This window comes from Streptomyces sp. NPDC057682 (assembly GCF_042799575.1).
Taxonomy (GTDB): Bacteria; Actinomycetota; Actinomycetes; order Streptomycetales; family Streptomycetaceae; genus Streptomyces.
Map to the genome: position 1 here is coordinate 110,178 of NZ_JBHVIN010000001.1, position 26,998 is coordinate 137,175.

Annotated in this window: 23 protein-coding genes; 11 read left to right on the top strand and 12 right to left on the bottom strand. The window is 73.4% G+C overall.

Annotated elements, in window-relative coordinates; all coding sequences use genetic code 11:
* Window positions 1-28: 28 nt before the first annotated feature.
* A complete protein-coding gene (locus ACFVDM_RS00545; protein ID WP_383630890.1) occupies window positions 29-550 on the bottom strand; it encodes a GNAT family N-acetyltransferase in 522 nt (173 codons plus the stop codon).
* 162 nt (window positions 551-712) lie between these two features.
* On the opposite strand from ACFVDM_RS00545, the gene sigJ reads away from it, so the two are divergent.
* From sigJ to ACFVDM_RS00560, 3 genes are all read left to right on the top strand, one after another.
* Window positions 713-1,657 carry an RNA polymerase sigma factor SigJ gene (gene sigJ, locus ACFVDM_RS00550; RefSeq protein ID WP_383630892.1) on the top strand — a complete coding sequence of 315 codons (945 nt, stop codon included), beginning with the start codon at window positions 713-715 and terminating at the stop codon, window positions 1,655-1,657.
* A gap of 145 nt (window positions 1,658-1,802) precedes the next feature.
* Window positions 1,803-3,026 (top strand): NAD(P)/FAD-dependent oxidoreductase, encoded by a 1,224-nt coding sequence (locus tag ACFVDM_RS00555; protein WP_383630895.1) that lies wholly within the window; start codon window positions 1,803-1,805, stop codon window positions 3,024-3,026.
* Between the two features lie 349 nt (window positions 3,027-3,375).
* The gene (locus tag ACFVDM_RS00560) at window positions 3,376-7,053 is read left to right on the top strand and encodes a S8 family serine peptidase (protein WP_383630898.1); all 3,678 of its coding nucleotides are present in this window, start codon (window positions 3,376-3,378) and stop codon (window positions 7,051-7,053) included.
* A 26-nt stretch (window positions 7,054-7,079) separates the two neighbouring features.
* On the opposite strand, the gene ACFVDM_RS00565 is transcribed toward ACFVDM_RS00560, so the two are convergent.
* Together ACFVDM_RS00565 and ACFVDM_RS00570 are read right to left on the bottom strand one after the other, a co-directional pair.
* Window positions 7,080-7,304 (bottom strand): hypothetical protein, encoded by a 225-nt coding sequence (locus tag ACFVDM_RS00565; protein ID WP_383630901.1) that lies wholly within the window; start codon window positions 7,302-7,304, stop codon window positions 7,080-7,082.
* Between the two features lie 61 nt (window positions 7,305-7,365).
* On the bottom strand, window positions 7,366-7,980 hold the full coding sequence (locus ACFVDM_RS00570; protein WP_383630904.1) for a DUF6461 domain-containing protein: 615 nt from the start codon (window positions 7,978-7,980) through the stop codon (window positions 7,366-7,368).
* 95 nt (window positions 7,981-8,075) lie between these two features.
* Here ACFVDM_RS00570 and ACFVDM_RS00575 point away from each other — a divergent pair, with 95 nt between their 5' ends.
* Window positions 8,076-8,804, top strand: coding sequence for an HAD family hydrolase (locus ACFVDM_RS00575; RefSeq protein WP_383630907.1), 729 nt, complete (start codon window positions 8,076-8,078; stop codon window positions 8,802-8,804).
* A gap of 60 nt (window positions 8,805-8,864) precedes the next feature.
* Here the strand turns inward: ACFVDM_RS00575 and ACFVDM_RS00580 are convergent, their stop codons facing one another.
* Both ACFVDM_RS00580 and ACFVDM_RS00585 read right to left on the bottom strand, forming a co-directional pair.
* Window positions 8,865-9,656 (bottom strand): polysaccharide deacetylase family protein, encoded by a 792-nt coding sequence (locus tag ACFVDM_RS00580; protein ID WP_383630910.1) that lies wholly within the window; start codon window positions 9,654-9,656, stop codon window positions 8,865-8,867.
* A 307-nt stretch (window positions 9,657-9,963) separates the two neighbouring features.
* On the bottom strand, window positions 9,964-11,262 hold the full coding sequence (locus tag ACFVDM_RS00585; protein WP_383630913.1) for an LAETG motif-containing sortase-dependent surface protein: 1,299 nt from the start codon (window positions 11,260-11,262) through the stop codon (window positions 9,964-9,966).
* 323 nt (window positions 11,263-11,585) lie between these two features.
* On the opposite strand from ACFVDM_RS00585, the gene ACFVDM_RS00590 reads away from it, so the two are divergent.
* The 3 genes from ACFVDM_RS00590 to ACFVDM_RS00600 all read left to right on the top strand — a co-directional run bounded on the left by ACFVDM_RS00590 (window position 11,586) and on the right by ACFVDM_RS00600 (window position 14,406).
* Window positions 11,586-12,482: a PhzF family phenazine biosynthesis protein gene (locus tag ACFVDM_RS00590; RefSeq protein ID WP_383630916.1), complete on the top strand. Its 897-nt coding sequence runs from the start codon at window positions 11,586-11,588 to the stop codon at window positions 12,480-12,482.
* Between the two features lie 263 nt (window positions 12,483-12,745).
* Complete coding sequence (locus ACFVDM_RS00595; protein ID WP_383630919.1) at window positions 12,746-14,071, top strand: ammonium transporter; 1,326 nt, start codon at window positions 12,746-12,748, stop codon at window positions 14,069-14,071.
* The gene (locus ACFVDM_RS00600) at window positions 14,068-14,406 is read left to right on the top strand and encodes a P-II family nitrogen regulator (RefSeq protein WP_383630922.1); all 339 of its coding nucleotides are present in this window, start codon (window positions 14,068-14,070) and stop codon (window positions 14,404-14,406) included. The genes ACFVDM_RS00595 and ACFVDM_RS00600 overlap by 4 nt, the downstream gene beginning before the upstream one ends.
* Before the next feature lie 220 nt (window positions 14,407-14,626).
* On the opposite strand, the gene ACFVDM_RS00605 is transcribed toward ACFVDM_RS00600, so the two are convergent.
* Window positions 14,627-16,024 carry an SGNH/GDSL hydrolase family protein gene (locus ACFVDM_RS00605; RefSeq protein ID WP_383630926.1) on the bottom strand — a complete coding sequence of 466 codons (1,398 nt, stop codon included), beginning with the start codon at window positions 16,022-16,024 and terminating at the stop codon, window positions 14,627-14,629.
* A 25-nt stretch (window positions 16,025-16,049) separates the two neighbouring features.
* Window positions 16,050-16,727 (bottom strand): polysaccharide deacetylase family protein, encoded by a 678-nt coding sequence (locus ACFVDM_RS00610; protein WP_383630929.1) that lies wholly within the window; start codon window positions 16,725-16,727, stop codon window positions 16,050-16,052.
* A 379-nt stretch (window positions 16,728-17,106) separates the two neighbouring features.
* Between ACFVDM_RS00610 and ACFVDM_RS00615 the strand changes: the two genes are divergently transcribed.
* Window positions 17,107-18,075, top strand: a complete 969-nt coding sequence (locus ACFVDM_RS00615; protein WP_383630932.1) for an alpha/beta hydrolase — start codon at window positions 17,107-17,109, stop codon at window positions 18,073-18,075.
* Window positions 18,076-18,274: 199 nt separating this feature from the next.
* On the opposite strand, the gene ACFVDM_RS00620 is transcribed toward ACFVDM_RS00615, so the two are convergent.
* Complete coding sequence (locus ACFVDM_RS00620; protein WP_383630935.1) at window positions 18,275-19,528, bottom strand: PucR family transcriptional regulator; 1,254 nt, start codon at window positions 19,526-19,528, stop codon at window positions 18,275-18,277.
* Window positions 19,529-19,666: 138 nt separating this feature from the next.
* On the opposite strand from ACFVDM_RS00620, the gene ACFVDM_RS00625 reads away from it, so the two are divergent.
* The gene (locus tag ACFVDM_RS00625; protein ID WP_383632093.1) at window positions 19,667-20,968 is read left to right on the top strand and encodes a PHB depolymerase family esterase; all 1,302 of its coding nucleotides are present in this window, start codon (window positions 19,667-19,669) and stop codon (window positions 20,966-20,968) included.
* Between the two features lie 61 nt (window positions 20,969-21,029).
* Here ACFVDM_RS00625 and ACFVDM_RS00630 read toward each other — a convergent pair whose 3' ends face one another.
* Complete coding sequence (locus tag ACFVDM_RS00630; RefSeq protein WP_383630938.1) at window positions 21,030-21,488, bottom strand: ATP-binding protein; 459 nt, start codon at window positions 21,486-21,488, stop codon at window positions 21,030-21,032.
* Between the two features lie 242 nt (window positions 21,489-21,730).
* On the opposite strand from ACFVDM_RS00630, the gene ACFVDM_RS00635 reads away from it, so the two are divergent.
* Together ACFVDM_RS00635 and ACFVDM_RS00640 are read left to right on the top strand one after the other, a co-directional pair.
* Window positions 21,731-22,594, top strand: a complete 864-nt coding sequence (locus tag ACFVDM_RS00635; RefSeq protein ID WP_383630941.1) for a Scr1 family TA system antitoxin-like transcriptional regulator — start codon at window positions 21,731-21,733, stop codon at window positions 22,592-22,594.
* Window positions 22,591-22,812, top strand: coding sequence for a DUF397 domain-containing protein (locus tag ACFVDM_RS00640; protein ID WP_383630944.1), 222 nt, complete (start codon window positions 22,591-22,593; stop codon window positions 22,810-22,812). Before ACFVDM_RS00635 ends, ACFVDM_RS00640 begins: the two co-directional genes overlap by 4 nt.
* Before the next feature lie 70 nt (window positions 22,813-22,882).
* On the opposite strand, the gene ACFVDM_RS00645 is transcribed toward ACFVDM_RS00640, so the two are convergent.
* From ACFVDM_RS00645 to ACFVDM_RS00655, 3 genes are read right to left on the bottom strand one after another with little or no spacing between them, the layout of a single operon-like run.
* On the bottom strand, window positions 22,883-23,539 hold the full coding sequence (locus ACFVDM_RS00645; RefSeq protein WP_383630947.1) for a response regulator: 657 nt from the start codon (window positions 23,537-23,539) through the stop codon (window positions 22,883-22,885).
* A 2-nt stretch (window positions 23,540-23,541) separates the two neighbouring features.
* Window positions 23,542-24,729, bottom strand: a complete 1,188-nt coding sequence (locus ACFVDM_RS00650; protein ID WP_383630949.1) for a sensor histidine kinase — start codon at window positions 24,727-24,729, stop codon at window positions 23,542-23,544.
* Window positions 24,730-24,734: 5 nt separating this feature from the next.
* On the bottom strand, window positions 24,735-26,939 hold the full coding sequence (locus ACFVDM_RS00655) for an MMPL family transporter (RefSeq protein ID WP_383630952.1): 2,205 nt from the start codon (window positions 26,937-26,939) through the stop codon (window positions 24,735-24,737).
* Window positions 26,940-26,998: the final 59 nt, after the last annotated feature.

Consider the following 26,998-nt stretch of genomic DNA (forward strand, 5'->3'; position numbering starts at 1 on the left):
CCCCCGGGTTCGTCGGACAAGTCGCCTGCTACGGCAGGTCCTTGCCCATCAGCGTGCACATCGTCTCGTACCGGCGCAGGGTGCCGTCCGGTTCCTCCACGTCCCAGGCGTCCGGTTCGCTGCCGAAGGCCACGTACCCCAGGCGTTCGTACAGGGCGCGGGCGCGCGGGTTGCTCTCCTCTACGCCGAGTTCCGCGCGGCTCAGACCGCGCGCGGTGATGCGGGCCTCGGCGGCGCGGACGAGCACGGTGCCCAGACCGCAGGACTGGAGGGCCGGCATCACACCGAGCTGCCACAGGGTGCCGGCGCCGGGCCTGGCCCGGTAGTCGACGCCGCCGATCGCCACGGGGAGGTCCGCCGGCGTACACACCGCGAGGTAGTCGACCTCGCCGGCCTCGGCACGGACCAACTCGTGTTCCACGTGCACCAGATGGCGGGCCGAGCCCGACCATCCGCAGTGCGGGAGATCGGCCGGTGTCAGATCGCGGACCTTGACGGGGAAGGTCACGGACACGGGGGCCGGGGCGGTGGGGAGCGGTGGATGCGTCATGGCGTCATCCCAGCAGGCCGCCCGGGCCGCCGCCCACCGGATTTCCGCGGAGGACCACGGCGGCGACCCCCGTACGGCCACAGCCGCCGTCCGTCCCCGTGTGACCACGCCGACAGCCGCTCGCCCACGCGCCGTCCGGGTGGCAGGCCCTACCATCCCGGTATGGCGCTGACCGTGAATGATGTGGACCGGTTCGAGGCGGCCAGGCCCCGCCTGGAAGCCATTGCCTACCGGCTGCTCGGTTCGGCGGCCGAGGCGGAGGACGCGGTGCAGGAGACGTTCCTGCGGTGGCAGGCCGCCGATGTGGGGCGGATCGAGGTGCCCGAGGCCTGGCTGACGAAGGTGCTGACCAACTGGTGCCTGAACGCCCTGACTTCGGCGCGGGCCCGGCGCGAGACGTACGTGGGCCAGTGGCTGCCCGAACCGCTGCTCGCCGGGGACCCGATGCTCGGGCCCGCCGACACGGCCGAGCAGCGCGACTCGGTGTCGTACGCCGTGCTGGTCCTCCTGGAGCGGCTGACGCCCAACGAGCGGGCGGTGTACGTGCTGCGGGAGGCGTTCGGCTATCCGCACAAGGAGATCGCGGGCATCCTCGACCTCTCCGAATCCGCCTGCCAGCAGATCTTCCACCGGGCGAAGAAGCACGTCGCCGAGGGCCGTGCCCGGACCGAGATCGACGAGGCCGCCGCGCTGCGGATCGTCGAGGAGTTCCTGGCGGCCGCCACCAGCGGGCGTACGGAACCCCTCATCCAGCTGCTCACCGACGACGCCTTCACCGTCGGCGACGGCGGCGGCAAGGTGCCGGCCCGTGCGAAGGGGTTCGTGGGGGCCGTCGCGGTCGCCACGTTCCTGCGCGGGATCTTCAAGCCCGGGAAGTCCAAGCGGGCCCTGGTCGGCGGCGTGCCGGAGCTCCACGCGACGACCGCCAACGGGATGCCCGCCTTCGTCGTGACCGTCGAGGGGCGGGTCATCGGCATCAGCTGCCTGGAGGTCGGCCCGGACGGCATCGTGTCGATCCTCAGCCAGGTCAATCCCGACAAGCTCGTCCGGGCGACCGAGCGATGGACCGCCACACGGGGCGGGGACGAGCCCCTGTACAGGCTCTGACCTGGGGCAACGGCATCGTCCACCGCACGGATTCGGTGGTGTGGCGCGGGTCACACCACAAGGCTGTCAGGGATCGGGGCGCTGTCCGGTTCAGGGGGTGACACGACGCCGAACCACGGCGGACCGCCCAGACAGGAGCACGGACATGCAGCACCGCATCGTCGTCCTCGGAGCCGGCTACACCGGAGCCATCGCCGCCGGCCGTCTCGCCCGGCGGCTGCGCCCCGAGGACGTGACCATCACCCTCGTGAACCCCGAGCCCGACTTCGTCGAGCGCGTCCGGCTGCACCAGCTCGCGGCCGGCCAGGACCTCAAGGCGCGCCCCTTCCGCGCGATGTTCGCCGGCACCGGCGTCCGGCTGAAGCTCGCCGGGGTCACCGCCGTGGACGTGGAGCGCAAGGCGGTGACGGTCGCCGCCGCGGACGGCCCGGAGCCGGGGGCCGAGGAGGTTCTGGAGTACGACACCCTCGTCTACGCCCTCGGCAGCGGCTGGAACGACGGGGGCGTCCCCGGCGCCACCGAGCACGCCCACGAACTCTCCTCGCGCGCCGGGGCGCTGCGGCTCCGCGACCGGCTGGCCGCCCTGGCGGACGGCCGGTCCGTGGTCGTCGTCGGCGGCGGGCTGACCGGGGTGGAGGCGGTCACCGAGATCGCCGAGGCCCACCCCCGGCTCGACGTCTCGCTGGCCGTGCGGGGCACCCTCGGCGACTGGCTCTCGGAGAAGGGCCGCGCCCACCTGCGGAAGGTGACCGGGCGGCTCGGCATCACCGTCCACGAGCACGCGGCCGTCGACTCCGTCGGGTACAACCACGTCACCACCGCCGACGGCCGGAGCCTGCCCGCCGACGTCACCGTGTGGACCACCGGCTTCGCCACCCACGGCCTCGCCCGGAGCACCGCCCTGGAGCTCGCCGACGACGGCCGGATCGTCGTCGACGGCACCATGCGCTCGGTCTCGCACCCGGACGTGTACGCCGTGGGCGACGCCGCACGGGCCCTCGGTGCCGAGGACAAGCCGCTGCGCATGTCCTGCGCCTCGGGCGTGCCCATGGCCTGGCAGGCCGCGGACGCCATCGCCGCCCGTCTCACCGGGGTCAAGGTCCCCGAGGTCCCGCTCCGCTACTTCAACCAGTGCGTCTCGCTGGGTCGCGGCGAGGGGCTGATCCAGTTCGTCACCGCCGACGACCGCTCCGTCGACCGTGCCCTCACGGGCCGGCTGGCCGCCTTCTACAAGGAGGTCGTCTGCAAGGGCGCCGCCTGGGGCGTCGCCAACCCCACCATGGGGCTGCCCGCCCGGCGCCGCCCCGTCGTCACCGCGGGAGCGCGGACGGCCCCGGGCCCGGTGCCGGCGGACGCGCCCACCGTCTGAACCCCTGGGCCCGCCCGGGGCTGTCCTGACGACGGACGCCCCCGGGCCCGCCCGGGACGGGCCGGACAACGCCCCGGGCCCGCCCCGGCCGTCACCGTTGCGCCCCTCCCGTTCCACCCCTCCCGTTCCCCCTCCTGTCCCCTCCCGTTCCGCCCCTCCTGTCCCCCTCCTCCCGTCTCCTCCCTCCCGTCCACGCCCCGTCCCACTGCCGTGACCGGTCTTGGCGGGAACATGCCGAGGCAGTTTCCCGCCAGGTCAGGGACCTCGTGCGGGCCGATCACCGCCCGGACACTCGTCGCAACGCCGGGTGACACCCCTCGCCCGGCGCCGCTACGAGGAGAGGGCAACGATGACAAGAGGTACCGCGCGACACGGCGCGGCCCTGCTGTCGGCCGGGCTCGCGTTCGCGCTCCTGCCCATGGCCGGCGCCTCCGCCGCACCGGCCGTGCAGGGCACCGCGCCCGCCCCGGCAACCAAGGCCGCCCGCGCCGCCCACACGGTGACGCTGGTGACCGGCGACAAGGTGACCGTGACGGACATCGGCGGCGGCCGGCAGACCGTCGACGTCACCCGTCCCCAGGGTGTGGACGGACTCGTCCGCACCCAGGTCGTCGACGGACGGATCAGCGTCATACCCGACGAGGCCCGGCCGTATCTCGCCGCAGGCACGCTCGACCGGCGGCTCTTCGACGTGACGGGCCTGCTGGAGCAGGGGCTCGCCGACACGAAGGCCGACGCCACCCCGCTGATCGTCACCTACCGCGGCAAGGCCGCCCGCAGCGCCGCCGCCGCACCCCGCGGCGCGGAGCGCACCCGCACACTGGGCGCCATCGGCGGTGCCGCCCTCGACGCGGACAAGGGCCGCGCGTTCTGGAACGGCCTGACCGCGAAGGCCGGTTACTCCTCCGGCATCGGCAAGGTCTGGCTGGACGGCCGGGTGAAGGCCGACATGGCCGAGTCCAACGCCCAGATCGGCACGCCCGAGGCGTGGGAGGCCGGGCTGACCGGCAAGGGCGTGAAGGTCGCGGTCCTCGACACCGGCTACGACGCCTCGCACCCCGATCTCGCCTCGCGCGTCACCGAGTCGAAGTCGTTCATCGCCGGCCAGGAGGTCGCCGACCGCCACGGCCACGGCACGCACGTCTCGTCCACGGTCGGCGGCTCCGGCGCCGCGTCCGACGGCAAGGAGAAGGGCGTCGCCCCCGACGCCACCCTCGCCGTCGGCAAGGTCCTCTCCGACGAGGGCTACGGCGACGAGTCGCAGATCATCGCGGGCATGGAGTGGGCGGCCAAGGACATCAAGGCCAAGGTCATCTCCATGTCGCTCGGTTCGGACACCGGCTCGGACGGCACCGACCCGATGGCCCAGGCCGTCAACACCCTCTCCGCGGAGACCGGCGCACTGTTCGTCATCGCGGCGGGCAACGCGTACAACCCGGGCACGATCGGTTCGCCCGGCGCCGCCGACTCCGCGCTCACGGTCGGCGCCGTGGACGCGGACGACCGCCGGGCCGGCTTCTCCAGCCAGGGCCCGCGCCTGGGCGACAACGGCCTGAAGCCGGACGTCTCGGCACCCGGCGTGGACATCCTCGCCGCCCGTTCCTCACTGGTGGAGGGCTCCGGCGCGTACACCACGATGAGCGGGACGTCGATGGCGACGCCGCACGTCGCGGGCATGGCCGCGCTGGTGGCGCAGGAGCACCCCGACTGGACGGGGCGGCAGCTGAAGGACGCGCTGATGTCCTCGTCGAAGCGGCTGGACGCCTCGGCGTACGCGATCGGCGCGGGCCGGGTCTCCGTCCCGGACGCGATCGCCGCGCAGGTCACCGCGACCGGCAGCGTGGACCTCGGCATGTACGCCTGGCCGTACGAGGACAACGAGCCGGTCACCCGGACCGTCACCTACTCCAACGCCTCCGACACCGCCGTCGAACTGGACCTCGCCGTGGAGGGCGGCGCCGCCGGCCTCGCCACGCTCGCCGACCGGAAGCTGACCGTGCCCGCGCACGGCACCGCCTCCACCACCGTCACCGGCGACGGGGCGAAGGGAGCCGTCGGCACCAACTCCGGGCAGATCACGGCCACCTCGGGCGGCACGGTCGTCGCGCACACCGCGTTCGGCCTGGTCAAGGAGGAGGAGCGCTACACCCTCACCGTCCACGTCAAGGACCGGGCCGGAAAGCCGACGGCCGCCGGGCTGAGCTTCATGCAGCTCGCGAAGGGCGCCCTCCCGGGCAGCGCCGAGGTCGGCGACTCCGGCACCGTCCAGCTGCGCCTCAAGCCGGGTTCGTACTACCTGGACACACTGCTCGACGTGCCCGGCACCCACGGCAAGGACTCCCTGGGCCTCGGCTACCTCTCCTCCCCGGAGATCACGCTCACCGGCGACCGCGAGGTCACGCTCGACGGCAGCACGCTCCGCGAGGTCGGGACCAGGGTCGCCAAGGACACCGAGCCGCACCAGACGCTGATCCAGTACGACCGCAACGCGGGCGGCACCGACGTCTTCGGCATGGTCCTCATGCCCATCAAGTACGACACGCTGCTCGCCGCGCCGACCGAGAAGGTCACCGACGGCACGTACGCCTTCCGCACCACCTGGCGCGAGGGGCAGCCGCAGGTCGTCACCAAGGGCGTCGAGGAGTCCTGGAACCAGCCCGGTTCCACCGTGCTCCCGGGCCGCAACCGGCTGGCCCTGGTGAACGCCGGGGCCGGGGCGCCCGCCGACTACGCGGGCCGGAACGTCAAGGGCAGGGCCGCCCTCGTGCACGTCGACGGCACCCTCTCCCCCGCACAGATCGCCCAGGCCGCGCAGGACGCGGGCGCCAAGGCGCTGTTCCTCACGGACGACGCCCCCGGACGCCTCAACACCGTCTTCTACGACGAGGCGGGCAACGACCGCCCGCTCCAGATCACCAGCGTGGACGCGGCGGACTTCGCCCGGCTGCTGACCATGGAGCGCCAAGGCCGCAAGGCCGAGACGACGGGAACGCCGCGCGACACGCTCGACTACGTCTACGACCTGTCGAAGGGCTACCGGGGCGCGATCCCGGACCGCAGCCTGGTCTTCGCCCCGCGCGCGAACCAGCTCGCCACCGTCGACAGCACCTACTACGGCAACAAGAAGGCCGCCGGCTCCGAGTTCCGCTACTCCGTCGACCCGTCCTTCCGGGTCGCGGGCGGCTTCCAGGAGGCGCGGACGTTCCCCGGTCACCGCACGGACTACGTGTCGGTCGAGGACGGCCAGCAGTGGCACGAGTCGGTGAACATCGGCGAGAGCCTGGAACAGCGCAGCGGCCTGGTCACCTACCCGGCGGGCAGGCGCACCGAGCTGAACTGGTTCAAGCCGGTCTGGCACCCGTACGGCGGCAGCGGTCTCGGCTGGGGCCAGCAGCGGCGGGGCAACTCCCTCCAGTTCAACATCCCCGGCTGGGGCGACTCCGGCCCCGACCACACCGGATTCGGCGACCCGTACAGCGCGGCGGCCGGGACGACCCAGTACACCGAGGCCTGGGTCGACGGCGAGAGCGCGGGCCGCAGGCTGGGCAGCACCGCCCAGTTCGGCGTCACCGACGGCTCCGAACTGCCCTTCAAGGTGGCCACCGACACCGCACTCGACCCGAAGGTCTGGGGCATCGGCACCACCGCGCACAGCGAGTGGACCTTCCGCTCGGCCGAGACCCCGGACGACCGGTACACCTTCCTCCCGCTGATCAACCTCGACTACGCCCTCGACACGGACCTCGCCGGCACGGTCAAGGCGGGCACCCGCCTCCCGATCGGCCTCTCCGCCGCGTACGTCAAGGGCGCGGCCGGCACCGGCACCCTGAGCGGCGGCACCCTCCAGGTCTCCTACGACAACGGCACCACCTGGAAGTCCGTCCCCCTCAAGGGCTCCGGCGCCTCCTGGACCGGCACCCTCAACGTCCCGCGCGACGCGGCCTCGATCTCCCTCAAGGCCGGTGCCGAGGACGACAAGGGCGGCACCGTCACCCAGCAGATCATCCAGGCGGTCGACGTCCGCTGACCCGCCCCCGAGGCACCCGCCTCACCTCACGAACCGGATCCCGGCGCGGACCCTTCCGCGCCGGGCTCCACCGCCTCCGCCCGCTCCCGCGCCCGCCGCCGCAACGGCGCAGTCGCCCACATCGCCAACCCGATCACGCTCAACAGCACCGCCCCGCCGATCACCAGCGGGACCACCCCCACGATCACGAACCCCAACAGAAGTTCGCCCCAGGACGGATCGTCGCCCATGGTGCTTCCGGCCAGTTCCATGATCCTCATGACGTGGGGCGGGGGCGGGTGGTTCCGGGAGGGGCCGGCTTCCGGCCGCTCCTCAGGACGGCTGAGTCGTCCCCTGATCGCCGAGGAGCACGTCGAGCGGCGGAAGGCGCACCGTGCGCAGGGGTGCCGTCAGCCACCCCGGGTCCACCACCGCCCCCGTCACGCGCTCCATCAGTGCGAACGACTCGGCGCACACGCTCTCCAGATGGAAGTCGACGCCCTGGGCCCATCCGGGGATCACAGGGGCGGGGTCCATCCACGCGGCGTCCTCCAGATCCGCCGGGTCGACCATGCCGTCCACCTTGCCGTCCACCGCGTACAGCACCTGGTGGACTCCGTTGACCGACGTATAGACGCTGAAGAACTCTCCCCCGCCGGCCGACGCACGCTCGGCGATCTCCGGAACACTGCCGTGGTACCCGGACTCGACGGTGAGGACGTGCCGGTCCAAGGTGACGACCCCCAGCAGGGCATGGTCCTGGTAGAGGTGTTCCGCCGACTCGTCGGCGGCCTCGTCGAACGTCATCCGCCGCGTGTCCCCGGGGTCCCCGCCGAACGCCCGCACCACGTCGTCCTCGGTCGCGCCCGAGATCACCGAGAACGTGTACGCCATCAGGTCGTCGCTCTCGGCCCAGGCGTACCGGGCGACGGTCTCGTGCCAGTCCATGGCCTTCCCTCCATCCGTGCGCGAACGTCGGTCGTGCGGCAGGAGTTCCAGTGTGCGACCTGGCACCGACATCCGGCCCCGGGGATGATCGCCCCATGGCGGACGTCATCTTCCTCGATCTCGACGGCACCCTCGTCGATCACCGCGGCGCGGTCTTCGAGACCATCGGCCGGATCGCCCGCGAGTCCCCGAACGCGACGGCCCCGCCGGGGGAGTTGGCGGACCTGTGGTGGGCACTGGAGGCCCGGCACATGGGGGAGTACCTGGCCGGGGAGTGTTCGTTCGGGGAGCATCACCGGCGGCGGCTGCGGGCGTTCCTGCCGGTGCTGGGGGAGGAGGTGCCGGACGGGAACGGGCTGGACGCGTGGATCGCGCAGCGGTATCTGGCGCCGTTCGCGGAGAACTGGCGGTGCTATCCCGATGTGCTGCCGTGCCTGGAGGAGTTGAGGGGGCTGGAGGGGCGGCCCCGGCTGGCCGTGCTCACCAACGGGAACGCGGGGCAGCAGCGGGCGAAGCTGGAGCGGTTCGGGCTGCTGGACCATGTGGAGGCGGTGCTGACGCCCGCCGAACTCGGGGTGGCGAAGCCGCACGCGTACGGGGCCGCGTGTGCGCGGATGGGGGTGGATCCGGCGCGGGCGGTCAATGTGGGCGATGTGCTGGAGGGCGACGCGCGGGCGGCCGTGCGGGCCGGGCTGACCGGGGTCTGGCTGGACCGGGGCGTGGACTTCTACACGGGCGGCCCGTCACCGCGGGCCGACGGCTCGGACCTGCGGATCGAGCGGCTCACCGAACTGACGGACGTGCTCGCACGCGCGACCGCCTGACGGGGGCGTCCGTCAGGCGGTCGGGGCGGTGGTGATGCGATACGGCGGCGGGCGCCCGGGTCAGCGGACCGGGTAGCCGAACTCGTAGCCCTGCTCGCGCAGCCACGGCAGGACCTGGCGCAGCGCCTCCAGGGTCTGGGAGCGGTCGCCGCCCGCGTCGTGGAAGAGGACCGTCGGGCCGTTGGCGATCTCGCGCTTGACCGTGGCGACCATCGTGTCGACGCCGGGGCGCTCGAAGTCCCTGGAGTCGACGTTCCAGCCGAGCGGGCGCATTCCGTGGGAGGCGGCGAGGTGCCGGCTGTACGGGGTGAACGCGCCGCCCGGGGCGCGGTAGTACTGCGGGCGGACCCCGCCGGAGGCCTTGGTGATCATGCGCTCGGCGTCCAGGATCTCCTTCGACTGGTACGCCTCGGACTTCTTGTCCATCGCGGTGTCGTGGGAGACGGTGTGGTTGCAGAGCTTGTGCCCGCCGGCCACGACCGCCTTCACCAGGTTCGGATAGGCCTCGGCCTGCGTGCCGACCATGCAGAACGTGGCCTTGACCTTGTTCTCCTTGAGGAGTTCCAGCACCTGCGGGGTCCAGCGCGGGTCGGGGCCGTCGTCGATGGTGATGTTGACGCCGTGCTCGCCGCGGTCCGAGGCGTGCGCGATGTCCTCCGCGACCTTGACGACCTTGTCCCCCTCCGCCTCCTCGTGGTGCTCGGCGGCGGGCGAGGAGATACCGGCCTGCGGCTTGCCGTCGGCCGGGTTGGCCTGCGCGGTCCACAGCGAGGTCGCCGCGGCCAGTGCCGTCACCCCGAGCGCCGCGGCCATCAGCCGGAAGTGCCCTGCTCTGCCCTTGTGCTTCGCCATGTCCGCCCCGCCCCTTTGTCGCCCTCACCGATGCCGTGCACCCATCAAGACATGCGAACAGGCCTTCGGGATAGCACGGTTACCGATCACGGACAATTCTGCAGGGCCGCTGCGACAGAGACGGCGGTTCCGGGACAGTGTCGGACGGTTTCCCGCACCGGATGCCAACGGGCCCGCGCCCGCCGCGACCTGGGGCGTCGTGCCCCCGCCCGCCCTCTCCCGGACACGCGAAGGGCCCGGCACCACGAGGGTGCCGGGCCCGTGCGTCACAGGTCGGCGGCGCACCGCGCCGCGTCCCGCCGACGGATCAGATGTGCGAACCGGCCCTGCGGCGGCGGGCAACGAACACCGCGCCCGCGCCGAGCACCACGGCCGCACCGCCCGCGAGGGCGAGCTGAGGGGTCGCGGAGGACGCGCCCGTGGCGGCGAGGGTGCCGTTGGCCGTACGCGCGCCGCCGCCGGTCTGCGGGGTGACGTCCGAGGAACCGGAGGCGGTCGGCTCGGGCTTGGCGTCGTCCACCTTGCCGGGCTTGCTGCCCGCGGCGGCGATCGTGAAGCCGTACTCCGCCAGGTCCGGGCTGCCGCCGCAGCTGCCGTCCTCGTTGAAGTAGTCACCGGCGACGAAGGTGACGCCGTTGCCCGCGGGGGTCTTGGCGTCGATCGTCATCCGCAGCTTGATGTCGGCGTGCGCACCGGCCTTCAACGGGCTGACGCCGTCCATGTAGTTCTTGTTGTCGACGGTCTTCCAGGTGCCGGAGGCCCCGGACGACCACTGGAGGCGCACCAGGTCCTCCAGGCTGCCGCGCCCGCTGGTGTCGGTGGCGTGGACGTAGGCGAACGGAAGCACCTCGTCCATCGTCTTCTCCGTTCCGTTGGTCACCCGGAGCTTGAAGTCGACCTTCGTACCGGCCACCACGGTCGACGGCAGTCCGGTGACGACGGTGGTCAGACGGGGTTCGGCGACGCAGTCCTCACCGTCCTCGTCGTCCTCCTCCGCCTCTTCCTTGGCCTTGGCGAGGGCCGCGTCGGCGGCGTTCTTGTCGGCCAGCGCCTGCTTGGTGACGTTCCGCGCCTCCCCGATAGCGCGGGCCGCGCCGACCCGTGCGTCGTCGAGCGCGGTCTGGGCCGTGGTGACCGCGGTGTCGGCCGCGGTCTTGGCAGTGGCGGCCTCCGCGGCCTTGCCCTCCGCCTCGGTGAGCTTCGCCGCCGCGGCGGTCCGCTCCTCCTCGGTGGCCGTCTCCGGGAGCGCGTCCAGCGCCGCCCGCGCGTCCACGACGGCCTGGTCGGCGGCGGTCTTCGCGGTGGCGGCCTCGGCCGCGGCGGTCCTGGCGTCCGTGACGGCGACGGCCAGCGGATGGGTGTCGGAGAGGAGTGCCTTCAGCGCGTCGAGCGCGGCGTTCTCGGCCGCCACGGCCTCGTCGTACGCCTTCTGCGCGGCGGCCGCGGCCAGTTCCAGCTCCTCGACGGAGGGCTTCCCCTGGGTCTGCTTCCCCTGGACCGGGGCCGCGGGCCGGGCGTCGGCGAACGCCGGTCCGGCCGAGAGGAGGAGAACGGGGGTCGTCACGGCGGCGGCGACGGCGGTGGCGAGGATGCGGCGAATCGTCACAAGGGCCCTTCGGATCGGGAGGAGGACGGGAAGGAACGAGGGGCGTCAGTGAAGGCGTGCGTGGGCTCGCGGTCGCGGCGGACGGGCCCCACGCCCACGACATGGGGTGATCGTATGACCGGCACCCCGATCCGTCGCCACCGTTTCTTCACACCTGCGCCCGGTCCGGCGGCACCCGGTCCGACACTCCCGACCAAAGGGGGCAGTTGCCTCGCCGGCCTGTGGTTTCCCTGTGAGGAAGCCCACATGATCATGGACGTGCGCGGCGGTGCGCGGGCCGGCCGTTCCTCCCCTACGGGGCCCGGCGCCCGCATGCTTGCCCGGTGACGACACCAACACCGACACCCCACGCGCGCCCCGCCCCCGAGATCCTCCGCTACACCGCCTTCTCCACCGACCCGGCGGGCGGCAACCCGGCCGGCGTCGTGCTGGACGCCACCGGGCTGTCCGACGCGGAGCAACTGGCCGTCGCCGCGCGGCTGGGCTACAGCGAGACGGCGTTCCTGACCGCGCCCCCGGCAGAGCTGCGCGACCGCGAACGCGCCTTCACCGTGCGCTACTTCTCACCGGTGGCCGAGGTGCCCTTCTGCGGGCACGCCACGATCGCCACCGCCGTGGCGCACGCCGAACGCCACGGCCCCGGCGAGCTGGTCCTCGCCACCCGGGCCGGGACCGTCCCGGTCGAGGTGGTGCGCGGTCCGGACGGCACGCTGCGGGCGACGCTCACCAGCGTGGAGCCCTCGGTCCACACGGTCGCGGACGAGGACGTCGCCGAGGCGCTGGCGGCCCTGGGCTGGGACGCCGACGAGCTGGACCCGGCGCTGCCGCCCCGGATCGGCTACGCGGGCGCCCGGCATCTGGTGCTCGCCGCCGCGACCCGGGAGCGGCTGGCGGCGCTCGCGTACGACTTCGAACGGCTGAAGGCGTTCATGACCGGGCTGGACCTCACCACCCTGCAACTGGTGTGGCGGGAGTCCGGGACGGTCTTCCACGTCCGCGACCCCTTCCCCGTCGGCGGGGTGGTCGAGGATCCGGCGACCGGCGCGGCGGCGGCCGCGTTCGGGGCGTACGCGCGGGAGCGGGGGCTGGTCCCGGAGGAGTCGGTCCTCCTGCTGCACCAGGGCGCGGACCTGGGCCGCCCCGGCGAACTGCGCGTGGAACTGCGCGCGGGCGACCCCCGGGTGCGGGTGAGCGGGGCCGGGGCCCGTATCGAGGAGTAGGGGCCCGGGGGCGCGGTGCCGTACGCCGTGCGGGCGGCGACGCCGCAAGCCGTATTCGGCGGTCCCGGCGACCCCCGGGTCCACCCCCGGTCCGTGTCCGTCGACGGGCACGGACTCGGGGGTGCTCCGGCGGTCACCGCGCCCCGCCGTGAGCACGCGGCAACCGGCACGCAATGAAATGCGGCGGAAACCTTCGGGACCTCGGGACGAAACGCGCACGGGTCACGCTCGCAGTCGCCCGCACCCCCGAGGAAGGAACGCCCATGGCCCGCGTGACCGTGGCCGCGGCAGGCCTCGACACAGGTGACACCGCCTGGCTGCTCGCCGCCACCGCGCTCGTCCTGCTGATGACGCCCGGACTGGCCCTGTTCTACGCCGGGATGGTCCGGACGAAGAACGTACTCAACATGCTGATGATGAGCTTCGTCTCCATCGCGCTCGTCACCGTCGTCTGGCTGCTCGCGGGCTACTCGCTGGCGTTCGGGGACGACGCCTTCGGCGGGCTCGTCGGAGACCTCGGCCACGCGGGCCTGGCGGGCATCGGGCCCGGCAGCCTCACGGGCGGGGTGCCCACGCTGCTGTTCACCACGTTCCAGCTGACGTTCGCGATCCTGACCGCCGCGCTGATCAGCGGGGCGGTCGCGGACCGCACCCGCTTCGCGGCCTGGCTGGTCCTGGTCCCGGTGTGGACGCTCCTCGTATACGCCCCGGTCGCGCACTGGGTGTGGGGACCGGGCGGCTGGATCAAGGAGTCGCTGGGCGCGCTGGATTTCGCGGGCGGACTCGTCGTGGAGATCGCGTCCGGGGCGTCCGGGCTGGCACTCGTCCTGGTCGTGGGGCCGCGCATCGGTTTCCGGAAGGAGGCGATGCGCCCGCACAGCCTGCCCATGGTGATGCTCGGCGCGGGTCTGCTCTGGTTCGGCTGGCTCGGGTTCAACGGCGGTTCCGCGCTCGCCGCCGACGGTCTGGCGGCGGCCTCCGTCCTCAACACCCTGGTGGCCGGCTGCACCGGACTGCTCGGCTGGCTCTTCGTCGAGCAGCGGCGCGACGGTCACCCCACGACCTTCGGCGCGGCCTCGGGCGCGGTCGCCGGACTGGTCGCGATCACCCCGGCGTGCGGCACCGTGGGCGTCCTCGGCGGGGCGGCCGTCGGACTGGCCGCCGGTGTCGTCTGCTCGTACGCCGTCGCCTGGAAGTTCCGCCTCGGCTACGACGACTCCCTGGACGTCGTCGGCGTGCACTTCGTCGGCGGGGTCGTCGGCACCCTGCTCATCGGCCTGTTCGCCACCACCGCGATGACCGGCGGCGCCGAGGGGCTGTTCTACGGGGGCGGCTTCGGCCAGCTCGCCCGGCAGGCCGTCGCGGTCGTCGCGGTGGCCGCGTACACCTTCGGCATGACGTACGCGATCGGCCGGGCCGTCGACCGCGTCATGGGGCTGCGGGCCTCGGCGGAGGAGGAGTTGACGGGCCTGGACCAGACACAGCACGCGGAGAGCGCCTACGATCACGGCGCCCTGGGTCACGGTGCCGCGCCGGCCGTGACCACCCGGCCGGCCACGCTCCCCCAGGACAGGAACCCCGCCCCATGAAGCTGATCACCGCCGTCATCAGACCGCACCGCCTCGACGAGGTGAAGGCCGCCCTCCAGGAACGCGGGGTGCACGGGCTCACCGTCACCGAGGCCGGCGGCTACGGCCGGCAGCACGGCCACACCGAGGTGTACCGGGGCGCCGAGTACCGCGTCGACCTGGTCCCCAAGGTCCGCGTCGAGGTCGTCGTCGCCGATGCGGAGGCGGACGACGTCATCGACGCGCTCACCGACGCGGCCCGCACCGGCCGCATCGGCGACGGCAAGGTGTGGGTGCAGCCGGTCGAGACGGTGGTCCGGGTCCGCACGGGCGAGCGGGGACCGGACGCGCTGTAGGCGGTGCGCGGCCCCGTCGGTTCGGGGCCGGCCGGTGAATGGCCCCGTGGGGTTCGGGGCCCGGTCCGGCGGGACTGGACGCGCTGTCGGCCGTGACCGGCCCCATCGGTTCGGGCCCGGCCCCGTGCCCGGCCCGTCGGGGGTTCGCGGCCGGCCGGACGGGATCGGCGGGTCGGATGGGGCCCGTCCGGCCAACGGTCCCCGCCGGGGACCGCCCCCGTCAGCGCAGCAGCTTCAGCGGCACCGCGTCCGCCATCGCCCGCGCGCCCGCGTCGTTGGGGTGGAGGTGGTCGCCGCTGTCGTACGCGGCGAGCAGCCGTTGCGGGTCGGCCGGGTCACGCAGGGCCCGGTCGAAGTCGACGACGCCGTCGTAGACGCCGCTCGTCCGGAGCCAGCGGTTGAACGTCTGGCGCGCGGCCTCGTTCTCGGCGCTGTAGAAGCCGAGGGTGTCCCCCTTGAACGGCAGGATCGTGCCGCCGTACGCCTTCAGCCCACGGTCGTGCGCCCGTGCCACGAGCTGGCGGTGGGCGTCGATCAGGTCCTGCGCGGTCACCCGCTCGGACAGGGGGGCGACGGTGCCGGGGTGGCCGAGGTCGTTCACGCCCAGGAGCACCAGGAGATGGGACGCGCCCGGCTGGGAGGCGACGTCGCGGTCGAAGCGGCGCAGGGCGCTCCGGCCGAAGTAGGCGGCGAAGTTCTCGGCGTCGGACCCGGCGGGCGGATTCGGGTCGTGCAGCAGCCGGTTGCCGCTGACGCCCTCGTTGAGGACGCCCCGCGCGTACGGCCCGGAGGCGGTCCGCAGACGCTCGGCCAGCAGATCGGGCCAGCGGTGGTCGGCGCCCGGTTCGGTGTTCGCGCCGTCCGTGATGGAGTCGCCGAGGGCGACCACGGCGGAGGGACGTGCCGCGCCCCGGGCCCCGCCGCTCACGCTGACGCCGGTCAGGAAGTACCAGCGGTCGTTGGTGGCGGTGGGGTCGATGCCGGCGCGGGCGGTCACGTCACCGGAGGCGACGTAGTTCTGGCGCTGGGCGAAGGCGTGGAGCGTGGTGCCGGGGGTGCGTTCGGGGAGGTGGATGCTGACGACGAGATCGCCGCCGGCTGCCACCCGCAGGTCGACCGGGTCGCTGAGCAGCGGGGAACCCGCCGGGACCGTCACGGACGTCCGGCCGCCGAACGTGACCGGCCGGTCCGTGCGCGGGTCGGTCCGCGCGCCCTCGCCCCCGTCGGCCGGACGGGCCACCCGGACCTGCCCGATCACCAGGGGCCGGTCCCCGAACTCGTTCGACAGCCGCAGCCGCACCCGGTCCCCGCCGAGGCTCAGGTGCACGACCTGCCGGAGGGTCTGGTCCTCGAACACGGTGGTGTCCGAGGCGGGCCGCTCGGTGGGCGTGGTCGCCCAACTGCCCGTCCATGAACCGGCCGCCGCGCCCCGGCCCGACGCGGCGGTCTGCCCGGCGGTCTGCGCGGCGTGCGGCCGGGGCGCGGCACTCGTCGGCTGCACGGTGGCCAGCAGCAGGGCCCCGGCCACCAGGGCCACGAGCCGGGCCCCGGCCCGACGGGCACGCGGCCGGGTCCCGGGCGCCGAACGCCGGTGGTGTCGCACGGAATGCGTATCCATACAGCTCTCCTGACGTGAGTGGGTCCTACGCGTGGCGGGCGGGGCGTTCGAAGCGCCAGCCCTGGGATCTGAGCCTCGGCACGATGCGGTCGACGGCGGCCACGGTCTGGCTGCGGTCGCCCCCGCCGTCGTGCAGCAGCACCACCGAGCCGGGGGTGATGCCCTCCTCCAGCCGGCGGACCAGTTCCTCGGTGCCCGGCGGCTCCCAGTCGCCGACCGCCAGCCGCCAGCCCAGCGGCTGCATCCCCAGAGCGCTCGCCACCTGCGGGCTCTGCCCCCAGCTCCCGTACGGGGCGCGGAAGTACGGGATGCGCGCGCCCGGGACCGCCCGGCGGATCTCGGCGTTCGTCCGCTCCAGATCGGCCCGGATCCGCTCGGGGGACCAGGAGGCCAGATCGTCGTGGTTCATGGTGTGGTTGCACAGCGTGTGCCCGCCCGCCACGATCGCCCGCACCAGCTCCGGATGGGCCCGGACGTGGTCGCCCCACAGGCAGAACACCGCCTTGACGTGGTGGGCGCGCAGCACCTTCAACAGCTGTGGTGTGTCGGTGGGGTTCGGCCCGTCGTCGAAGGTCAGCGCGACCGTGCGGCCACCGTGCCGGGTGGAGTCGACGATGCCGGTGCCGGCCTGGTCCGCGCGGGCGGTCCCGGTCACCGTCAGCGCGCTCAGGCACATCCCGCCGGTGACCAGCAGCGGTGCCACGCGTCGGGCGAGGCCGCGACGACGGGCGGAGGACCCGCGTCCGGCCGCACGGCGACCTGCACCCCTGCCTCGCCTTCTGTTCCTGTTCACTACCGCCCCCACGCCGAAAGTTTCGAGTGTGATATCGATCGAGCGAGGAGAACCTAGGGACGCCGTACACCCGCGTCAAGAGGACCCAATTCCCTTGCGCGGGCGCCGAATCAGCAGGTCGGAAGCGGTTCTCCCCCGTACTCGGGCGGCTGAGGTTCCCGCAGATTGCTCCGCCGTGTCGGGTCCGCCCGCCCCTCCTCCCGACGTACGTCGGATGACCTGCGCGAACACGGCGTGAGAGCGTCTGACCACCGCCCCCGCCGGGCAGATCCGGGACCGGAGGAGAGACATGCGCACCCAGCACGCTTTCGATCCTGAACTCGCCGCCGCGCTCGCGCTGATGCCCGAGGTGGACCTCTCTGATCTGGCCGCCGCGCGGGCCGCCCAGGCCCAACAGCTCGCGGTCGCCCTGGCCGCCTCGGACACCGAGGGCGTGGACATCGAGGAACTGCGCGTCCCGGGTCCGCCGGGCGCCCCGGACGTGACGCTGCGCCTCCACCGGCCCCGGCGCCGGACGCGCGGGCCGGGGCCGCTGCCCGTCGTGTACGGCATCCACGGCGGCGGCTTCGTCCTCGGCTCACCGGACGTGGACCACGACTGGAACGTGCTGCTCTGCCGGGAACTGGAGGTGCTCGTCGTCTCCGTCGACTACCGGCTCGCGCCCGAACACCCCTACCCCGCCGCCCTGGAGGACTGTTACGCCGGGCTGTGCGGGCTGGTGGACCGCGCCGGCCCGCTGGGGGTGCGCGCCGACCGGATCGCCCTGTGGGGCGACAGCGCCGGAGCCGGTCTGGCCGCCGGGCTGACCCTCCTCGTCAGGGACCGGGGCGGCCCCGCGATCCGCTTCCAGCATCTGTGCAGCCCCGCGCTCGACGACCGCCTGGAGACGCCCAGCGCCCGGCTGTTCACCGATACGCCGGTGTGGAACCGGCACAACGCCCGGCTGAGCTGGGACGCGTACCTGGGCGGCCGGCCGCATCCGGGGGCGGTCGTCCCCGTCCATGCCGCACCCGGCCGCGCCCCCACCGCCTCGCTGGCCGGGCTGCCGCCCGCGTACATCTCGGTCATGGAGTTCGACCCGCTGCGGGACGAGGGCATCGACTACGCCCACGCGCTGGCCGCCGCCGGCGTCCCCGCCACGATCCGCCTGCTCCCCGGCACTTTCCACGGCGCCTGGGCGGTCGACCACGCGGCCGTCATCCAGGACGCCACCCGCGAGGCCGTCTCCGTCCTCGGCACGGCACTGGGGCGCCGGTGAGGCCCTGCGGACGCGGACCGGACCGGCCGCTGAGCACCGGTGGGCACGGACCGGACCGGCCGGTGAGCGCGTACGGGCGCCGAGTCGCCGCCCGCGTCGGTCCGGAAGGACGCTCCCGCCCCTCACCCGAGGCACTGTGCGAGCCGCGCCTACGGACGGCCGGGCCGTCCCACGCGGGAGTCGGACGGACACACCCCCCTCACCCGCCGTCCGAGGCCTCCCCCGCCTCGGCCAGCCGCCACGCGTACAGCGCGAGTTGGGCGTGGAAGCGGTCGCGCGGGTCGCGGAGGTTCCAGCCGCACTCCTTCTCCACCCGGGTCAGCCGGGCGGCCACCGAGCTGTGGTGCAGGTGGAGTTCGGCCGCGGCCCGGCGCAGGGTGCCGGTGCGGCAGAACGCGGAGAGGGCGGCCAGCAGGGCGGCCCCCTGGCCGGCCCGGTCGTCCCGGGCCAGCCGTCCGAGCCCGCGCACGTCCGACTGGGCGCGGAGCCGGTCGGCCGGGATGTCGGCGAGCAGGGCGACCGGGCCCAGTTCGGTGTGGTCGGCCACCGCGTCCAGCGGATCCCCCGCCACCGCGAACCTCAGCGCCGCCCGCGCCTGGCACCACGAGGCCCGCGCGTCCAGCGGGTCGGCCTCGCCGCCGACCCCGGCCCTGATTCCGGGGGCGGGGGCATGCGGACGCGTCCCGTCGGAGCCGGTGGCCCGGGGCGGGGAGGGACGAGCCGTGCCGGAGCCCGGGGGACGGCTCCCGGGCGGGGCGACCGCCCCCCGTTCCCCCGCGCGCGTCCGCAGCGCCTCCCGCAGCCGGGCCGCCGTATCGTCCCCGGCCGCGTCGGTACCGGGCTGGACGAGCACCGCACCCAGCGCGCCGACCCTGGCCACCCGGACCGTGCCCATGGGCGCCCCCCGCCCCAGCAGGGCCACGGCCTCGACCCCGGCGTCGGTGCCGGGGCGGCCGGCGACGGCGACGACGCGCAGTCCGGTGTCGGGGGAGAACCCCAGGAGCCGCAGGGCGCGGACGCGGTCGGGAACGTCCTCCCGGCCGGAGAGGACGAGCTCGACCAGGGCCGGATCGGCGGGGCGCAGGCCCGGCGGCTGCCAGGGGCGGCCGGCGAGGACCCGGGCGGTGATGGCCATCCACTCCAGGACGAGTTCGTCGAAGGGCTCGGGGGCGCCCGGCCGCTCCAGCCAGACCGCGCCGGACGGCTCCAGCACCACCCGGCCCGAGACCCGGACGGGCGCCCCGCGCAGGGCCGCGCCGCCGGGACCGAAACGTGCCGCGCGCCCGTCGGGGAGTTCCAGCCCCGCCGCGCACCCGGCCAGACCCGCCGTGGACCGCGCCAGGGACACCGGGTCAGGACCGCCGCCGAGCAGCGCCTCGAAGTGGGCGATCACGCGCACAGCGGTGGCGGCATCGGCGTCCAGCGCCGAGAGCCGCAGCAGCAATCCCTTCACAGCGGGCAGTCTAGGAAGGACAGGGACATGACCAATAGATCCATGACCGGCCGAACCGCGACCCCGGCCGGCCGCCTCGCGCACCTCCGGAGGACGTCTCCGCGCACCCCGTACGAACCGGCCGCCGCCCGTGGCCGGATGCCGGGTCGGCGCCCGCTCGGGCGCTGGCTGACCGCGCTGTTCGGCGGGGTGCTGCCGCTGCTCTCCGCGCTCCTGCTCGCCGTGTCGCCCCCGGCCTCCGCCGCCTCGCTGACCGAGGTGACGGACTTCGGCGCCAACCCCAGCGGCCTGCGCATGCATCTGTACGTGCCGGCCTCCGCCGGGGCCCGGCCGCCCGTCCTGGTGGCGGTGCACTACTGCACGGGCTCCGGACCGGCCTTCTACTCCGGTACGGCGTTCGCCTCGCTCGCCGACCGGTACGGCTTCCTCGTGATCTACCCCTCCGCCACCCGCAGCGGCAACTGCTTCGACGTCTCGTCCCCGCAGGCGCTGCGGCGGGACGGCGGCAGCGACCCGGTGGGAATCCGGTCGATGGTGGGGTACGTCCAGCAGCGCTACGGCGCCGACCCGGACCGTACGTACGTCACCGGCGCCTCCTCCGGCGCGATGATGACCAACGTCCTGCTGGGCGACTACCCGGACGTGTTCAAGGCGGGCGCGGCCTTCATGGGCGTCCCGCACTCCTGCTTCGCCACCACGGACGGATCGGGCTGGAACAGCGCCTGCGCCAACGGCACGGTGGACCGCACCCCGCAGCAGTGGGGCGACCTGGCACGCGCCGCGTACCCGGGCTACAGCGGTGCCCGTCCCCGGATGCAGCTCTGGCACGGCACCGAGGACACCACGCTGCGCTACCCGAACTTCGGTGAGGAGATCGACCAGTGGACCGACGTCCTCGGCGTCTCCCGGACCCCGGTCTCCACCGACACCCCGCAGTCGGGCTGGACCCGCACCCGTTACGGGGCCACCGGTGACCACGCCCCCGTCGAGGCGATCAGCGTCCAGGGCGTCGGCCACAGCCTGCCGATGTCCGGCATGGAGGCGCGTGCCATCACCTTCTTCGGTCTGGACGGCACCACCCCGACCGACCCGGACCCCGACCCCGGCACCGACCCGGAGCCCTCGGCCTGCCGGGTCGCCGTCACCACCAGCGTCTGGAACACCGGCCTGACCGCCTCCCTCACCCTGACCAACACCGGCACCACCCCCCTCAACGGCTGGTCCCTCGGCTTCACGCTCCCGCCCGGCCAGACCCTCACCTCCGGCTGGAACGCCGGCTACACCCCCACCACCGGCACCGTGACCGCCACCAACCTCCCCTACAACGCCTCCCTCGCCCCCGGCGCCTCCGTCCAGATCGGCTACCAGGCCACCCACACCGGCAACAGCACCGCCCCCGCGGCCTTCCGCCTCGGCACCACCCTCTGCACCACGGCCTGAGCCCCTTCTTTCCTTCGGACCGCCTGCCCGGTCACCCCGCCGGGCGGGCGTTCCTCTTCGTTCATCCCCGCCCCGGCGGCCCCATGGCACACTCGGCCCACACCGATTTCCCGAACGGGATGTCGTAGATCCCCCAGGCACCGGGGCACAACGCGTCAAGAATGATCAGTCCCCGCCCCCGGTCACGTTCGCACGACGGGGGCCGGGGGCGTGGGTGCCTTCGTACCGGATCGTGCACCTCGATCCGCGTCCGTTTGTCGTCGCTGTCGAGCACGACGCGCACGGAGTCGCCTGGTTCGGTGCCGTAGCGAACCGCGTTGGTCACCAGCTCGCACGCCACCAGGACGACCGTCTCCACGTAGCCCTCGGAAACCCCCGGAACGTGGTACGGCACGAACTCACGGACGAAGTCCCGTGCCACTTTGGCGGATTGAGGCTCACTCGCGAGCAGCAGGACAGGCGGCGGGCCGACGAGTGGTGCACAGGAAGCGGATAAAGCCGTCTGCCATTGTTCAATCATGCGTATCCCCTCACAGGCAGGCGTCAAGGCGCGCACGAGTCAGCCGCACGCTCCATGAGGCTGCGATTCTTCGTCACACCAGAGTGCTCTTTCAGCTACTCACTGTGCAAGCAGAATCACAACACTGTAGAAATTTGCATGTGCCTTTAGAAGCTAAGACACCAGTACGAAGCACGCAGGTGACAGGCCGTGAACCCTCACGGCAGACTGTCGAGCACGCCGCCAAAGGGGAGGGCAAAGAAGTGAGTACGCCTACAGTGCGCCGTCGGCGCCTCGGTGCGAAGTTGCGCGCGCTGCGCGGTGAACTCACCCTCGAAGAGGTCGCGGAGCGGTCCAAGGGACAGTTCGCCTACTCGAAGCTGTCCAGGATCGAGACGGCCCGAAGCGCCGCCAAGGCGAAGGACATCGACACCCTGCTCGACCTCTACGCGGAGATCGGGCGCGAGGTGACCGACGAACTGCGGGCGGCGCTGCTGGTCCTCACCAAGGAGGGCGCGCAGCGCGGCTGGTGGCATTCCTACCGGGGCATCGTGTCACCTGTGTACGAGGACCTGATCAGCCTGGAGACGGAGGCGGAGTCCATCTCGTCATGGCAGCTCGGCGTGATCCCCGGTCTGCTCCAGACAGCCGAGTACGCCCGCGACATCATCCGGGCGACCGCAATGTCGGAAGCGGTCGAAGCGCGCGTCGACTCCTTGGTCGAGGTGCGGCTCGGCCGCCAGGCCGTACTCACGCGCGAGGACCCGCTCACTCTGTGGGCGATCATCGCCGAGCAGGCGCTGCGTTCCACTGCGGACACCGATGGATTGATGCGTGAACAGTTGGGCCGCCTTCTCACCACGGGCAAGCGCCCGAACATCAACATCCAAGTGCTCCCCTCCCACGCACCCTTGCACGTCGGGCAGTTGGGGAGCTTCACCGTTCTGGGTTTCGGCCCGCATGCGGACCTCGACGTGGTCCACACGGAGGGGCTGACTTCGGCGCTCTATGTCGAGGAACGCGAGCAGGTCGCCGCTCACCGGGACGCCTGGCAGCGTCTCAGCGCCGCCGCGCTTTCCGTCGAGGCGTCGGCGGCTCTCATCACAGAGATAAGGAAGAGCACATGAGCAACATCCACGACGCCTCCACCTTGCCGGTGACCTGGTGGAAGTCCTCCTACAGCGACAGCGGCGCGCAGTGCGTCGAATGCGGCGTCCTCGACGCCCGGACCGTCGCCGTCCGCGACAGCAAGGACCCGCACGGCCCCGCACTGCTCATCAGCCGCGCCGCGCTTTCGTCGTTCGCCACCGCCGCAGGCGCGGACCACTTCACCGCCCGGCGGTAGGGGTAAGAGGAATCGGCATGACGCCCGGCCGGGTCTCCGGCCGGGCGTCCTCGCGTCATGGGCCCGGGGCTCACTCCCCGCTCAGCAGCCCCGCCTCCATCGCGACCACCACCGCGCGGGTGCGGTCGCTGACGTCGAGTTTGGCGAAGATGCGGAGGAGGTGGGTCTTCACGGTGGCCTCGCCGATGAAGAGGCGGCGGCCGATCTCGCCGTTGGAGAGACCGTCCGCGACCGCCCGCAGGACCTCGGCCTCGCGGGTGGTGAGGGTGACGGCGGCGGGGCGGCGCATACGGGCGACCAGGCGCTGGGCGACCCTCGGGGCCAGGACCGTCTCTCCCCGGGACGCGGAGTGGATGGCCTCCACCAACTGCTCCCGGGTGGCGTCCTTCAGGAGGTAACCGGTGGCGCCCGCCTCCACGCCGCGCTCGATGTCCGCGTCGGTGTCGTACGTGGTGAGGATGAGGACGCGTGTGGGGGCGTCGCCGGCGACGATGCGTTCGGTGGCGCCCACCCCGTCGAGGACGGGCATCCGCAGGTCCAGGAGGATCACGTCGGGGCGCAGGCGTTCGACGAGGCGCACCGCCTCGGCGCCGTCGCCGGCCTCGCCGACGATCTCGACGGTGGGTTCCGAGGAGAGCAGGGCGACCAGGCCGGAGCGCATCACGGTGTGGTCGTCGGCCAGGACGATCCGCAGCGGGGGCACGGGCCCCGTGGGTCCTTCGGTCATGGTCACACCTGTCCGTCGAGAGGGAGCGGAAGAGTGGCGAGGACGCGGGTGCCGTCGCCGAGCGAACTGGTGACGGTGAGACCGCCGCCGAACTCCGCGAGCCTGCGCCTCATCCCGTCGAGGCCGAAACCCCGGGCCTCCTTGACGGCGAACCCGCGTCCGTCGTCGGTGATCTCCAGCTCGACGGTGCCGGGCCCCCGGGCCAGGACGACCCCCACCGTGGTGGCGCCCGCGTGCTTGCGGACGTTGGCCAGGGACTCCTGGGTGCAGCGCAGCAGGGCGATCCGGGCCGGGCGGTCGCAGCCGACGTCGTCGAGTTCGGCGGTGACGGCGAGCCCGGTGTCCTCCGCGAAACGGTCCAGGGTGCGGCGGAGCGTCGTCGCGAGGGAGCCTGGGACCGCCCCGCCCGCGGGGGCGGAGCCGACCAGGATCCGGGCCTCGGCCAGGTTCTCGCGGGCCGTCCGCTCGATGGAGCGGAGCTGCTGGGCGCTGCGCGCGGTGTCCACGTCGAGCTGGGCGGCGGCCGCCTCGGCGAGCACGATGATGGAGGCGAAGCCCTGGGCGAGGGTGTCGTGGATCTCCCGGGCCATGCGTTCGCGTTCCTCGGCCGCGCCCTGGCGCTGGTACATCTCGGCCAGTTCGAGCCGGGTGCTGGTCAACTGGGCTCGTAGCACCGCCCGTTCGTCGCGCTGGGCCAGGGCCCTGGGTGTCAGCAGCGCCATGACGACCGCGACGGCCCAGACGGCGGCGGAGGAGACGGTGTTCGTGAGGAACACCTCCGCCCCGCCGCCCTCCCGCAGGCTCCCCCCGACCGTGATGGCGACGGCCCCGAGGCCGGTGAGGACGACGACGCCCCGGGGGCTGTCCGAAAAGACGAGGAACTGGGCGAGCATCACCGTGTAGAAGACGCCGTACCCGTCGCCCAGATACGCCAGTCCGCCCAGCACCGCGACGAGGACGCCCAGATACCCGTACGGCCTCAGCACCCGGTTGCCGGGGCGCAGCCGCACCGCCGCGTAGCAGAGGGCGAGCGCGGCCGTCAGCGCGAGGATGCCGAGCTTGCGGTCCCCCGGGGTGCCGCCCAGCGAGGTGATCAGGACGACGAGGGCGGTGAGGGCCCAGGACAGGGCCTCCCATCCGTGGAGCACCCATATCCAGACCGGATCGCCCTTCCGGGGCCGCTGAAGCATGGCCGTCAGACTACGGGCGGCGCGGCCGGCACGGCAGCGGTCACCGGGTCCGGGGCCGGGGCCGGGGCCCGCCGGCCGGGGCGCAGGGGGCGCCAGGCCCGTTCGCCGAGCAGGAGCAGGGCGGACGGCAGGATCATCAGCCGGATGACGACGGCGTCCAGGAGGACCGCGACGGCCAGGCAGAAGCCCATCTGCTTCATCTCGGTGAGGTGCAGGAAGACGAAGGCCGCGAAGATCGTGACCATGACCAGCGCCGCGCTCGTCACCACCTTGGCCGAGCGGGCGATGCCGTCGAGCACCGCCTCGCGCGCCGTCGCCCCGTGGTCCAGGGCCTCCTTGATCCGGCTGACGACGAAGACCTGGTAGTCCATCGAGAGCCCGAAGAGCAGCACGAAGAGGAAGAGCGGCACCCGGGAGGCGATGGCCCCGAGCGAGTCGAAGCCCAGCAGGCCCTCGGCCCAGGTGCCCTGGAAAACCAGGACGAGCGCGCCGAGCGCGGCGGCGGCGGAGAGCAGGTTCAGTCCGACGCCGAGCAGCCCGATGACCGTGGAGCGGAACGCCACCGCCGTCGTGGCGAAGGTCAGGAGCAGCAGGAGCCCGAGCACCAGCGGGAGTTGACCGCGCTCGTGGTGCACGTAGTCCTGTCCCCGGGCCACGTCCCCGCTGACTGCCGTGTCCGTTCCCGTCAACGTGCCCACCGTCGCGGGGATGTAGCGGTCCCGGAGCCGGCCGAGCGAGGCGATGGCCTCGTCGGAGGGTGCCGGATGCGGTACGGACAGGGCGAGCACGCTGGTCCGGCCGTCGGCCGAGGTCCGCACCACGGGCGCGGTGCCTCGGGCGAAGAGCGGATCGGCCTGGGCCCGCCGGCCGAGTTCGTCCAGGGCCTTCCTGACCTCGGGGGCCCGGCCGGGAGCGTTGCGGGTGACGACCTCGTGCGTGACGAGGAGTTCGGGGAAGGCGGCGGTCAGCCGGTCGTACACCCGCATCGCCGGGATGGAGCGGGAGAAGGTGTCCTTGCCCGGGTCGATCAGCTTCATGCCCAGCGCGGGGGCGGCGACGGCGAGCATGACCAGGACGGAGACGCAGAGGGTGAGCGCGGGCCGCCGCCGGGCCGGGCGAAGCAGCGCCTCGAAGAGGCGGCCGTTCCCGGACCGCTCCCCGCGGACCCGGGCCGGTGTCCCGCGCCGCGTCCGGCGGGCGGCCTTCCGCGCGGCCCGCCGTTCGGCGCGGTGGCCGAGCTTCACGAGCAGCGCGGGCAGCACGGTCAGCGAGCTGAGCACGGCCGCCGCGACGACGAGGACGGTACCGGTGGCCAGGGAGGAGAAAATGACGTCGGTGGCCAGGTAGAGGGTGGAGGTGCAGACGATCACCGCGAGACCGGAGACCAGCACCGCCCGGCCCGCCGTGGCCGAGGCCAGCTCCACCAGGGCCTCGGGCCCCAGCCGGCCGCCCGCCCGCTCCCGCTCCTCGCGCTCCCGCTTCAGGTAGAAGAGGGTGTAGTCGACGCCGACGGCGAGGCCCATGAGCAGGATCATGTTGGTGCCGACGCCGGGGTCGGGCAGCACGTGCGAGGCCAGCATGGACAGGCCCATGGCGGCGGCGATGGACGAGAGCGCCAGCAACAGCGGCACCCCGGCCATGACGGCCGATCCGAAGACGGCCAGCAGGATCACGAGGGTCACCGGCAGCGACAGCCGCTCCGACAGTGCGAGGTCGTCGTCGCGCTGGTCGTTGACGCCCTTGCTGATGGCGGGCGATCCGGTCTCTTCGACGATCAGGTCCGGGTGGGCCTCCGCCACCCGCGCGGTCCGCTCCAGGAGCGGTACGACGTTCTCCTTCCCTTCCAGCTCGGGGCCGTTCAGGACGACCGTGACCCGCAGGGCGCTGCCGTCCTTCGCGCGGACCGGCGGCGCCACCTCGGCGACCTCGGGCAGCGCGGTCATGCGGGCGGTGAGGTCGCGGGCCGCCTCGCCGGCCCGCGCGGTGTCCAGCGGTCCGGACCGGGACCGGATCAGGACGTGCTCGGTGGGGCGGCGCTGGAGACCGGCCTCGGTGGCCATCGACTCGGCGTGCCCGGCCTCGCCGACCCAGAAGTCCTCCGTGGTGGCGGAGTTGCTCCCGGCGGCGATGCCCGCGCCGAGGCAGAGCAGGACGAAGAGGAACCAGCCGGTGATCGCGCGCCAGGGGTGCCTGGCGCTCCAACGTGCCATGCGTACGGGGCGAATTGTCATGCGTTCATGCTGGTCCGGGGCGTGCTCCGGCCGGCAGC

Bases quoted from the DNA above. Each gene is read 5' to 3' on its own strand.
- ACFVDM_RS00545 (WP_383630890.1), bottom strand. From the start codon at position 550: ATGACGCATCCACCGCTCCCCACCGCCCCGGCCCCCGTGTCCGTGACC.
- sigJ (WP_383630892.1), top strand. From the start codon at position 713: ATGGCGCTGACCGTGAATGATGTGGACCGGTTCGAGGCGGCCAGGCCC.
- ACFVDM_RS00555 (WP_383630895.1), top strand. From the start codon at position 1,803: ATGCAGCACCGCATCGTCGTCCTCGGAGCCGGCTACACCGGAGCCATC.
- ACFVDM_RS00560 (WP_383630898.1), top strand. From the start codon at position 3,376: ATGACAAGAGGTACCGCGCGACACGGCGCGGCCCTGCTGTCGGCCGGG.
- ACFVDM_RS00565 (WP_383630901.1), bottom strand. From the start codon at position 7,304: ATGGAACTGGCCGGAAGCACCATGGGCGACGATCCGTCCTGGGGCGAA.
- ACFVDM_RS00570 (WP_383630904.1), bottom strand. From the start codon at position 7,980: ATGGACTGGCACGAGACCGTCGCCCGGTACGCCTGGGCCGAGAGCGAC.
- ACFVDM_RS00575 (WP_383630907.1), top strand. From the start codon at position 8,076: ATGGCGGACGTCATCTTCCTCGATCTCGACGGCACCCTCGTCGATCAC.
- ACFVDM_RS00580 (WP_383630910.1), bottom strand. From the start codon at position 9,656: ATGGCGAAGCACAAGGGCAGAGCAGGGCACTTCCGGCTGATGGCCGCG.
- ACFVDM_RS00595 (WP_383630919.1), top strand. From the start codon at position 12,746: ATGGCCCGCGTGACCGTGGCCGCGGCAGGCCTCGACACAGGTGACACC.
- ACFVDM_RS00600 (WP_383630922.1), top strand. From the start codon at position 14,068: ATGAAGCTGATCACCGCCGTCATCAGACCGCACCGCCTCGACGAGGTG.
- ACFVDM_RS00605 (WP_383630926.1), bottom strand. From the start codon at position 16,024: ATGGATACGCATTCCGTGCGACACCACCGGCGTTCGGCGCCCGGGACC.
- ACFVDM_RS00615 (WP_383630932.1), top strand. From the start codon at position 17,107: ATGCGCACCCAGCACGCTTTCGATCCTGAACTCGCCGCCGCGCTCGCG.
- ACFVDM_RS00625 (WP_383632093.1), top strand. From the start codon at position 19,667: ATGCCGGGTCGGCGCCCGCTCGGGCGCTGGCTGACCGCGCTGTTCGGC.
- ACFVDM_RS00630 (WP_383630938.1), bottom strand. From the start codon at position 21,488: ATGATTGAACAATGGCAGACGGCTTTATCCGCTTCCTGTGCACCACTC.
- ACFVDM_RS00640 (WP_383630944.1), top strand. From the start codon at position 22,591: ATGAGCAACATCCACGACGCCTCCACCTTGCCGGTGACCTGGTGGAAG.
- ACFVDM_RS00645 (WP_383630947.1), bottom strand. From the start codon at position 23,539: ATGACCGAAGGACCCACGGGGCCCGTGCCCCCGCTGCGGATCGTCCTG.
- ACFVDM_RS00650 (WP_383630949.1), bottom strand. From the start codon at position 24,729: ATGCTTCAGCGGCCCCGGAAGGGCGATCCGGTCTGGATATGGGTGCTC.
- ACFVDM_RS00655 (WP_383630952.1), bottom strand. From the start codon at position 26,939: ATGGCACGTTGGAGCGCCAGGCACCCCTGGCGCGCGATCACCGGCTGG.